Genomic DNA, 10,326 nt, shown 5'->3' with positions numbered 1-10,326 from the left:
TGCCTGCGCCGATGGTACTGTTACTACGGGAGAGTAGGTCGTCGCCAGTTTTTAATTGAAAGCCTCAAGTGAATAACTTGAGGCTTTTTTGTGTTCATAGATTTAAGATAGTAGAAACTAGATAGGAGATTATTGTACAGAGTAAAATGTAAAGAGTATAGAGTACAATGTATAGAGTACAATGTACAATGTATAATGTAGTTTAGACTTCTAACCTCCAATTTCTAACTTCGAGTCTCCAACTTAACAACCCTTATTCCTTTTAATCTTACACCTTAAGTCTAACTTCTAGTTTCTAGCCTCTAGTTTCTAAGATTTGAGATACTAGATTTCAGATTGGAGAAGATTAGTCTATAAAGTAATCCAATCTCTAACTTCAATAATATCATTAAATAAACCTTATTCCTAATAATCTTACATCTTAAGTCTAACTTCGAATTTCTAATCTCGAGTTTCCAGTTACTTCTTATAGTCTTACATCTTAAGTCTATTATGTTAAATAGTAATTGAGCTGAATTTCTACAAAGCAGGAAGTACAGTATTTATTACATTCCCAAAACCAATTCGAATATCATCTTTTTCACACCAAGCTTTTAGTATGATAGAATCATTATCCTCGATAAACTTTCTTTCATCTCCATTATTTAATTTTAAAGGATTTTCCCCTCGCCATGTTATTTCTAACATAGAACCATAAGAGTTTGGTGTGGTACCTGAAATAGTTCCACTTGCATATAAATCCCCAACTTCGATATTACATCCATTAATGGTATGATGTGCAAGCTGTTGATTCATATTCCAATACATATATTTGTAATTGGTTTCTGAAATTAAATTTTCTGTTCCATTTTCAGGTTTTAAATATATTTGAAGTTGAATATCAAAATTTTTGTCTCCTTCAAATTTTAAATAATCTAAAACTTCAGGATCTTGTTTTGGAGATGTTGTTCTAAAAAAATCTAATGCTTCTAAAGTAACAATCCATGGAGAAATAGACGAACAGAAATTTTTACTAAGAAATGGTCCAAGAGGAACATATTCCCATGATTGTATATCTCTAGCAGACCAATCGTTGAAAATAACCATTCCAAAAATTGCATCTTCTGTATCATTAATAGCAATACTCTCTCCTAAATTTGTATGCTTATTCACAATAAAAGCCATTTCTAATTCGAAATCTAATTGTTTTGTTGGACCAAAAATTGGTTTATCCGAATCAGCTGGTTTTGTTTGTCCTTTAGGTCTATGAAAGTTTGTTTCTGATATAACGATAGATGATGAACGACCATGATAACCAATTGGTATATGTTTCCAATTCGGCAAAAGAGCATTTTCTGGATCTCTAAACATAGATCCAATATTTGTGGCATGCTCTAAACTACTATAAAAGTCAGTATAATTTGGAATATGAACAGGTAATAACATGCTAACATCTTCAATTTCAAAAAATGCTTGATTGATAGTTTCTTGATCTTTTGAAAGTTGAGAAGACTCAGTTAATAATTCTTGAATTTTTAAACGAGTAGGATTTGTAACAATTTTACCAAGTTCTATGAAATCATTTAAAGAAAAATCTTGAAAAACATTTTCTTCTAAACCTTTAATATCATTAAAATATCCTTTTTCGTATAAAATAGCTAGATCAATTACTTTATCTCCAATTCTTGTACAACACGTAATATAATCGTCTTTTATTAAAGCAACACCAAATGGAATATTATAGATGCTAAAATCTGAATTAGAATTATATGGGATAAACGACTTCATGTTTTTAAAATTTGTTTAAATATAATTCGCCATTTAGTAAATAAATGACGAATTATAATTTTTATATTATTTTTTAGAAACTTTATAAGTTTCCTCTTTTTTCTTGTTCTTTTTCTAAAGCCTCAAATAAAGCTTTAAAGTTACCTGCACCAAAGCTTTGTGCACCGTGTCTTTCTATAATTTCATAGAAAAGAGTAGGGCGGTCTTCTACAGGTTTTGTAAAAATTTGTAATAGATATCCTTCTTCATCACAATCTACTAAAATTCCAAGATTTTGTAATTTTTTTATGTCTTCATCTATTTCTCCAACACGATCTGGAATCATATCATAATATGCTTCTGGAGGAGCAGATAAGAATTCAACTCCGCGAGCTTTTAATTCTGTTACTGTTTTAATAATATCTTTTGTTGCTACAGCAATGTGTTGAACACCTTCACCTTCGTAAAAATCTAAATATTCTTCAACCTGAGATTTTCTTTGTCCTTCAGCAGGCTCATTAATAGGAAATTTAGAATAACCATTTCCGTTTGACATTACTTTACTCATTAAAGCAGAATATTCTGTATTAATTTGTTTATCATCAAAAGAAAGAATATTAACAAATCCCATTACGTCTTCGTACCATTTTACAACAGGTAACATACGATTCCAATCCACATTTCCAACACAATGATCTACATACAATAATCCAGCATCTGAAGGATTATAATCTGATTCCCATTTTTCGTAACCAGGCATAAATGCACCATCATAGTTTTTACGTTCGATAAACATGTGTACAGTTTCTCCGTAAGTATAAATACCAGCCATCTTTACTTCACCAAACTCATCTGTTAATGTTTGTGGCTCTAAGTAAGATTCTGCACCTCTTTTTATTGTTTGCTCGTATGCATCATAGGCATCATCAACCCAAAGCGCTAAAATTTTTACACCATCTCCATGTTTTTTTGCATGTTCAGAAATTAAACTATCCGATTGTAAACCAGAAGTTAAAACTAATTTTATTTTTCCTTGTTGCAACACATAAGATGCGCGATCCCTAACGCCAGTTTCTGGACCAGCATAAGCTAATGATTGAAAACCAAAAGCAGTTTTGTAATAATGTGCAGCTTGCTTTGCATTTCCAACATAAAATTCAATATAATCTGTACCATTTATTGGTAGAAAGTCTTGTGCTTGTGCTATTTTTTCAGCAAATGTTTGAGTACTCATTTTTGTATAGTTTTGTGTTTTTTTATATATTTTTTTACGATAACCAAGATTTATAGTAATCAGGATCTTCTAATTCTAATGCTTGTTCAGTTAACATTAGAGGTCTAAATGGATCAATCATAACAGCTAATTCTTGTGTTTCTTTTTTACCAATAGATTTTTCAACAGTACCAGGATGTGGACCATGTGGAATTCCGGCAGGATGTAATGTTATTTGTCCTTTCTCTACAGATTTTCGACTCATAAAATCTCCATCAACATAATATAAGATTTCATCAGAATCAACATTGCTATGGTGATAAGGAGCAGGAATTGATTGTGGGTGATAATCATATAACCTTGGTACGAAACTGCAAATAACAAATCCGCCACCTTCAAAAGTTTGATGTATTGGTGGTGGTTGATGAATGCGTCCTGTTATTGGCTCAAAATTATGAATAGATAATCCCCAAGGATAATGATGACCGTCCCAGCCAACAAAATCAAAAGGATGTGTACCATAAATATATGGATAGATTAATCCTTCTTTTTTTATAAGTATTTTAAAATCTCCCTTTTCGTCAAATGTTTCTAAATTTTCTGGACGTTTTATATCACGTTCACAAAATGGAGAATGTTCCATTAATTGACCAAAATTGTTACGATATCTTTTTGGAGTTTCTATTGGACTAAAAGATTCAACAATCAATAAACGATTGTTTTCATCGTTAAAATTTAATTGATAAATAATTCCTCTAGGAACGATTAAATAATCTCCGTATTCGAATTCAATTTGTCCATATCCAGTTTTTAAAACTCCAGACCCTTCATGAATAAAAATTACTTCATCTGCTTGAGAGTTTTTATAAAAGTAATCTGTCATAGATTCTTGTGGAGCTGCTAAAGAAATATGCAAATCATTATTCACTAAAACTGGAACTCTAGATTCTAGATAATCTTTTGTTGGTTTAACATTAAACCCTTTTAAAGAAGTATGTTTTAAGTGTTTTTCGCGTGCAATTTTAGGCTCAACAGAGTAAGGCTCATTAATTTGCTTAACCAATGTTGGCGGATAGCAATGATAAACCAATGAATATGTACTAGAAAAACCATGTGTAGATACTAGTTCTTCTGCGTATAAGTCTCCATTTGGTTTTCTAAAAACGGTATGACGTTTAGAGGGAATTTTCCCTAACGTATGATAGAAAGACATATTATAATTTTTTTGTGATTTCGATTATATATGGTGAGTAATAAAGAGAGTGCTCAATTGTATTGTAAATTGAGTAGAAGAAAAATTTAGCTTAAGAGTATTGTGCAAATACTATTTTAGATAGTAATGCAGTTTTTAATTTGGACATTCCAATGACTAAAACTTTACTAAAATTCATAAACTATATTATATTCATCATTGATGAGTTGTATAAATATATGATAAATATTATGAAATTAAAAATTGCTTATCAATTAATTATCAAACAAAGTACAATGTATAGAGTATAGCATGAAAAGTATATAGTAAAATGTAGTATATAGAGTAGGGTAAATCTCTAAAACAAAAAAAGCATGATTAGATTAAATCTAATCATGCTTAATATGATATTATAATTTCTATTAAGAAATATTATTCTTGAGAAACGATTTTCGCAGATAAAAATTCACGGTTCATACGTGCAATATTATCTAAAGAAATTCCTTTAGGACATTCTACTTCACAAGCACCAGTATTTGTACAGTTTCCGAAACCTTCTAAATCCATTTGTGCAACCATCTTTTGTGCACGACGAGAAGCTTCAACTTGACCTTGTGGTAACAAAGCAAATTGAGAAACTTTTGCGCCAACAAATAACATTGCTGATCCATTTTTACATGTTGCAACACAAGCACCACATCCAATACAAGTTGCTGCATCAAAAGCTTCGTCAGCATCTTTTTTGTTTACAGGAATGTTGTTTGCATCTACTGTACGTCCAGAAGTATTTACAGAAATGTAACCACCAGCTTGTTGGATACGGTCAAAAGAAGAACGATCAACAATTAAATCTTTGATAACTGGGAATGCAGCAGATCTCCATGGCTCGATATAAATCGTTTCTCCATCTTTGAACATACGCATATGTAATTGACAAGTTGTAACACCTCTATCTGGTCCGTGAGCTTCTCCATTAATGAATAAAGAACACATTCCACAAATACCTTCACGACAATCGTGATCGAATGCAACTGGCTCTTTTCCTTCTCCAATTAATTGCTCGTTTAATAAATCAAGCATTTCTAAGAAAGAAGAATCAGTAGAAACATCTTTTAAGGAATATGTTTCCATGTTTCCTTGAGCATTAGCGTTTTTTTGACGCCAAATTTTCAGCGTTATGCTGATTGTTTTTGATGATGCCATAATTCTATATGATATTTTGACATTTTGCTTGATGAGAAATTCATCAAGCAAAATGATTTATTATTTATAACTACGAGCTTTAAGCTCGATATATTTGTAATTTAACTCTTCTTTGTGTAACAACTCAGTATTGATGTCGTCTCCTTTGTATTCCCATGCAGCAACGTAAGTAAAATTCTCATCGTCACGCATTGCTTCACCTTCTTCTGTTTGGTACTCTTCACGGAAGTGACCACCACAAGATTCGTTACGGTTTAAAGCATCAATAGCCATTAATTGTCCTAATTCTAAGAAATCAGCAACACGACCAGCTTTTTCTAACTCAGTGTTCATTTCGTTAGCTTCACCAGGAACTAATACATCGCGGTAGAACTCTTCACGTAATGCAGCAATTTCTGCAATCGCTTCTTTTAATCCTTCTGCATTACGAGCCATACCAACTTTATTCCACATAATTAATCCTAAACGTTTGTGGAAACTATCTACAGTTTTAGTTCCTTTATTGTTTAAGAAATGTTGAATTTGATCTTTAACAGATTTTTCTGCTTCATCAAATTCTGGTGTATTTGTAGGTATTTTTCCTGTACGAATATCTGCTGATAAGTAATCTGCAATAGTATAAGGTAATACGAAATATCCATCTGCTAAACCTTGCATTAAAGCAGAAGCTCCTAAACGGTTAGCTCCGTGATCAGAGAAGTTAGCTTCTCCAGCAACGAAACATCCAGGAATTGTAGACATTAAGTTGTAATCAACCCATACACCACCCATTGTATAGTGGATTGCAGGATAGATACGCATTGGGTTTTCGTATGGATTCTCATCAGTAATTTTCCAATACATTTGGAATAAGTTACCGTATTTTTCTTCAATCCATTTTTTACCTAATTTCTCGATTTTAGCATCAGAAGGATTTGGGTCTCCATCAGCAAATGCTACTTCGCGACCTTTTTTCTTAATCTCATCTGTAAAATCTAAGTAAACACCTTCACCAGTTTCATTAGCTTCGATACCATAACCAGCATCACAACGCTCTTTAGAAGCACGAGATGCAACGTCACGAGGAACTAAGTTACCAAAAGCAGGATAACGTCTTTCTAAGTAGTAATCTCTGTCTTCTTCTTTAATATCAACAGCTTTTAATTTTCCAGCACGGATAGCTTCAGCGTCTTCTTTCTTTTTAGGAACCCAGATACGACCAGAGTTACGTAAAGATTCAGACATCAACGTTAATTTTGATTGATTTGTTCCGTGGATTGGAATACAAGTTGGGTGAATTTGTACATAACAAGGGTTAGCAAAATATGCACCTTTTTTGTGAATTTTCCATGCAGAAGTTACGTTAGACCCCATTGCATTAGAAGATAAGAAATATACGTTTCCGTAACCACCTGTAGCAATAACTACAGCGTGAGCAGAATGTCTTTCTATTTCTCCTGTAATTAAATTACGTGCAATAATTCCACGAGCTTTTCCATCTACAATAACCAAGTCTAACATTTCGTGACGGTTATACATTTGGATATGCCCTAAGTGAATTTGGTAATTCATTGCTGAATATGCACCTAATAATAACTGTTGACCAGTTTGTCCTTTTGCATAGAATGTACGAGATACCTGTACACCACCAAAAGAACGGTTATCTAATAATCCACCGTAATCACGAGCAAAAGGAACACCTTGCATTACACATTGATCGATAATGTTACCAGAAACCTCAGCTAAACGGTAAACGTTAGACTCACGAGCACGGTAATCACCACCTTTAATTGTATCGTAGAATAAACGGTAGATAGAATCGTTATCTCCTTTGTAATTTTTTGCAGCATTAATACCCCCTTGTGCAGCAATAGAGTGCGCACGACGAGGAGAATCTTGGTAACAAAATGCTTTAACTTTATAACCTAACTCTGCTAAAGTAGCAGCAGCAGATCCACCAGCTAAACCTGTACCTACAACAATAACATCAATTTTATCACGGTTATTTGGAGCAACTAAGTTTAAGTGAGCTTTATGCTCGCTCCATTGATTTGCGATATCTCCTTTTGGAGATTTAGAATCTAATATACTCATTTTTTGATATTATTTTTTAATTATTTAACAAAAAAATGGTAAACAGCAATGATGATAAATCCTGCTGGAATTAAGATTGAATACCATTTTCCGAAAGCAACAATTGCTGGAGTGTATTTACTGTGTTTTGCTCCCATTGATTGAAATGCAGAAGAAAAACCATGTTGTAAGTGTAATGATAAGAAAACAAATGCAACAATGTAAATTACTAATCTAACAAAACTTAAAGCTCCTTCTAAAGTAAAAACATGATCTAAGTGATTCATAAAGTAATTACCTTGTGCAAACTCTGGATTAGGAGTAATATAGTGCTCCATAATTGTTGGAACCCAAAAATCGTATAAGTGTAATAATAAGAAAATTAAGATTACACTTCCAGAAATAATCATATTTCTAGATGTCCAAGAAGCATTTGCAGCTCCATTGTACTTTTGATAAGCAACAGGTCCACGTGCTTTTTTGTTTTGTGCTTCTAAGATGAAACCCATAACAAAATGGTAGATAACTCCAATCAATAAGATTGGTTGCATCAAATATTGAATAAAAGGGTTATCACTCATAAAAGCGGAAACCTCATTGAAACCATTCGGATTAACTACAGATAAAGTATTAATCACGAAATGTTGTAATAAGAACACTAATAAGAATAACGCTGAAAGCGCCATAGTGAACTTCTTACCAATCGACGATTTAAGTAATGATTCATTTGCCATAAAGCAATACGTTTAATTTTTTAGATATTTTCACAAATTTAATCAAGACTTACCTGCTTTCACAATGAATTATATCATTTCATTAACACTTTTGCTTAGTTTAGAATGATTCTTAGTTAAATCTTTTAAGTTTTTACCTAAATATTAAATTAAATTTAAGAAAACGATAATTCTATTTTTCAATAAAAAACTCCAGCTTAAATAAAGCTGGAGTTCTTGTTTTTAGAATAGTTAAATGTTGTGTTCTGAGATTATTTAATATTCTTAAAACTTCTATTTATAAAATTCGTTAATTCTTTTCCTTTTAATAATCCTTGAGATAATTTGGCTAAATCTAAGGCTTGATTAATTAATAAATCTTTTTCTTCTTTATTTTCTTTTCCTAAAATTTCCGAAGCTAAATCAGAATTAGCATTAATCACAACATTATACATTTCTGGGAAATTACCCATTCCAAACATATTTGCTCCACCAGATGCTTGCATATCTTTCATACGACGCATAAACTCTGATTGTGTAATAATAAATGGTGCATCAGAAGCAGATAAATCTTCTAATTGAATTGTATATGATTTGTTATCGATAGATGAAGTAATTTCAGTTTTTAATTTTTCTTTATCTTCATCAGATAATTTAGAAATTTTTACTTCGTCTTTTTCAATTAAATTATTAATATGGTCAGCATCTACACGTGCAAATGTTACATTTTCTTTGCTTCCTTCTAATTTCTGAATTAAGTGAGAAGAAATAGGAGAGTCTAACAAAATAACTTCGTAACCTTTTTCTTTAGCAATTTGTATGTACTGATCTTGTGCATCAACATCTGTCGCATAAAGAACAACAGTTTTTCCGTCTTTATTTGTTTGATTAACTTTTATGTTTTCTGTTAATTCTGTCCATGTAAAATATTTTCCATCTACAGTAGGGTATAGAGCGAATTTGTCTGATTTTTCGTAGAATTTATCTTCTGATACCATTCCATATTCAATCACAACTTTTATATCGTTCCATTTTTGCTCGTAATCTTCACGGTTTTGATTGATTAATGATCCCATTTTATCTGCAACTTTTTTCGTAATGTGTGCAGATATTTTCTTTACAGCTCCATCAGCTTGTAAATAAGAACGAGAAACATTTAATGGAATATCTGGAGAATCAATTACACCACGTAATAACATTAAGAAATCTGGAACAATTCCTTTTACTTCGTCTGTTACAAAAACTTGGTTTTGGTATAATTGGATTTTATCTTTATCTATATTAATGTTGTTTCCTAATTTAGGGAAGAATAAAATTCCTGTTAAATTAAAAGGGAAATCTACATTTAAATGAATGTGAAATAAAGGTTCGTCAAATTGCATTGGGTACAATTCACGATAGAATGTTTGATAATCTTCTTCCGATAATTCAGATGGTGCTTTTGTCCAAGCTGGATTAGGATTATTAATAATATCGTCAACTTCTATTTCTTCTGGTTTTGCATCTTCTGCAGCACCTTCTGGTAATGGAAGAGTTTCTTTCTTTGTTCCAAATTTAATTGGAACAGGCATAAATTTATTATACTTTGTTAAAAGTTCTCTTACTTTCCATTCGTCTAAAAACTCTTTAGAATCCTCAGCAATATGTAAAATGATTTCTGTACCACGGTCTGTTTTATCTGCAACATCTAGTGTAAATTCTGGAGAACCATCACATGTCCAATGTGCAGCAGGCTCATCTTTGTAAGATTTTGTAATAATCTCTACTTTTTCAGCAACCATAAAAGCAGAATAGAAACCTAAACCAAAATGACCAATAATTCCGTCAGCATCTTTATGTTGGTTAATGAACTCTTCTGCACCAGAAAAAGCAACTTGGTTAATATATTTTTCAACCTCTTCAGCTGTCATTCCTAAACCTTGGTCGATAATGTGTAGAGTTGAATTTTCTTTATTAATTTTAATTTCAATCTTTGGATCACCATATTCTACTTGTGCTTCTCCAATATTTGTAAGATGCTTTAATTTTAAAGTCGCATCTGTTGCATTTGAAACTAATTCACGTAAAAAGATTTCGTGGTCAGAGTATAAGAATTTTTTAATTAACGGAAAGATATTTTCCACCGATACATTAATGCTTCCTTTGTTCATTATATTTTGATTTTTTTGTTTATGAAGTTGTTTAAATTTTTTTCAATTGGCTACAAA

7 protein-coding genes are annotated in these 10,326 nt (G+C 31.7%); all 7 read right to left on the bottom strand.

What is annotated here, in order from left to right; genetic code table 11:
- Nucleotides 1-519: 519 nt before the first annotated feature.
- Nucleotides 520-1,767: a fumarylacetoacetase gene (gene fahA, locus BUA86_RS07890; protein ID WP_072931467.1), complete on the bottom strand. Its 1,248-nt coding sequence runs from the start codon at nucleotides 1,765-1,767 to the stop codon at nucleotides 520-522.
- An 82-nt stretch (nucleotides 1,768-1,849) separates the two neighbouring features.
- The gene (gene hppD / locus BUA86_RS07885; RefSeq protein WP_072931465.1) at nucleotides 1,850-2,980 is read right to left on the bottom strand and encodes a 4-hydroxyphenylpyruvate dioxygenase; all 1,131 of its coding nucleotides are present in this window, start codon (nucleotides 2,978-2,980) and stop codon (nucleotides 1,850-1,852) included.
- A gap of 34 nt (nucleotides 2,981-3,014) precedes the next feature.
- Complete coding sequence (locus BUA86_RS07880; RefSeq protein ID WP_072931463.1) at nucleotides 3,015-4,172, bottom strand: homogentisate 1,2-dioxygenase; 1,158 nt, start codon at nucleotides 4,170-4,172, stop codon at nucleotides 3,015-3,017.
- A gap of 411 nt (nucleotides 4,173-4,583) precedes the next feature.
- Complete coding sequence (locus BUA86_RS07875; protein ID WP_072931461.1) at nucleotides 4,584-5,354, bottom strand: succinate dehydrogenase/fumarate reductase iron-sulfur subunit; 771 nt, start codon at nucleotides 5,352-5,354, stop codon at nucleotides 4,584-4,586.
- A 60-nt stretch (nucleotides 5,355-5,414) separates the two neighbouring features.
- Nucleotides 5,415-7,427 carry a fumarate reductase/succinate dehydrogenase flavoprotein subunit gene (locus tag BUA86_RS07870; RefSeq protein ID WP_072931459.1) on the bottom strand — a complete coding sequence of 671 codons (2,013 nt, stop codon included), beginning with the start codon at nucleotides 7,425-7,427 and terminating at the stop codon, nucleotides 5,415-5,417.
- Nucleotides 7,428-7,447: 20 nt separating this feature from the next.
- The gene (locus BUA86_RS07865; RefSeq protein WP_072931457.1) at nucleotides 7,448-8,140 is read right to left on the bottom strand and encodes a succinate dehydrogenase cytochrome b subunit; all 693 of its coding nucleotides are present in this window, start codon (nucleotides 8,138-8,140) and stop codon (nucleotides 7,448-7,450) included.
- Nucleotides 8,141-8,391: 251 nt separating this feature from the next.
- The gene (htpG, locus tag BUA86_RS07860) at nucleotides 8,392-10,269 is read right to left on the bottom strand and encodes a molecular chaperone HtpG (protein WP_072931455.1); all 1,878 of its coding nucleotides are present in this window, start codon (nucleotides 10,267-10,269) and stop codon (nucleotides 8,392-8,394) included.
- Nucleotides 10,270-10,326: the final 57 nt, after the last annotated feature.

It is taken from the genome of Chishuiella changwenlii, from assembly GCF_900142565.1.
GTDB lineage: Bacteria > Bacteroidota > Bacteroidia > Flavobacteriales > Weeksellaceae > Empedobacter > Empedobacter changwenlii.
This window is presented reverse-complemented; position numbering and strand designations above follow the sequence as displayed.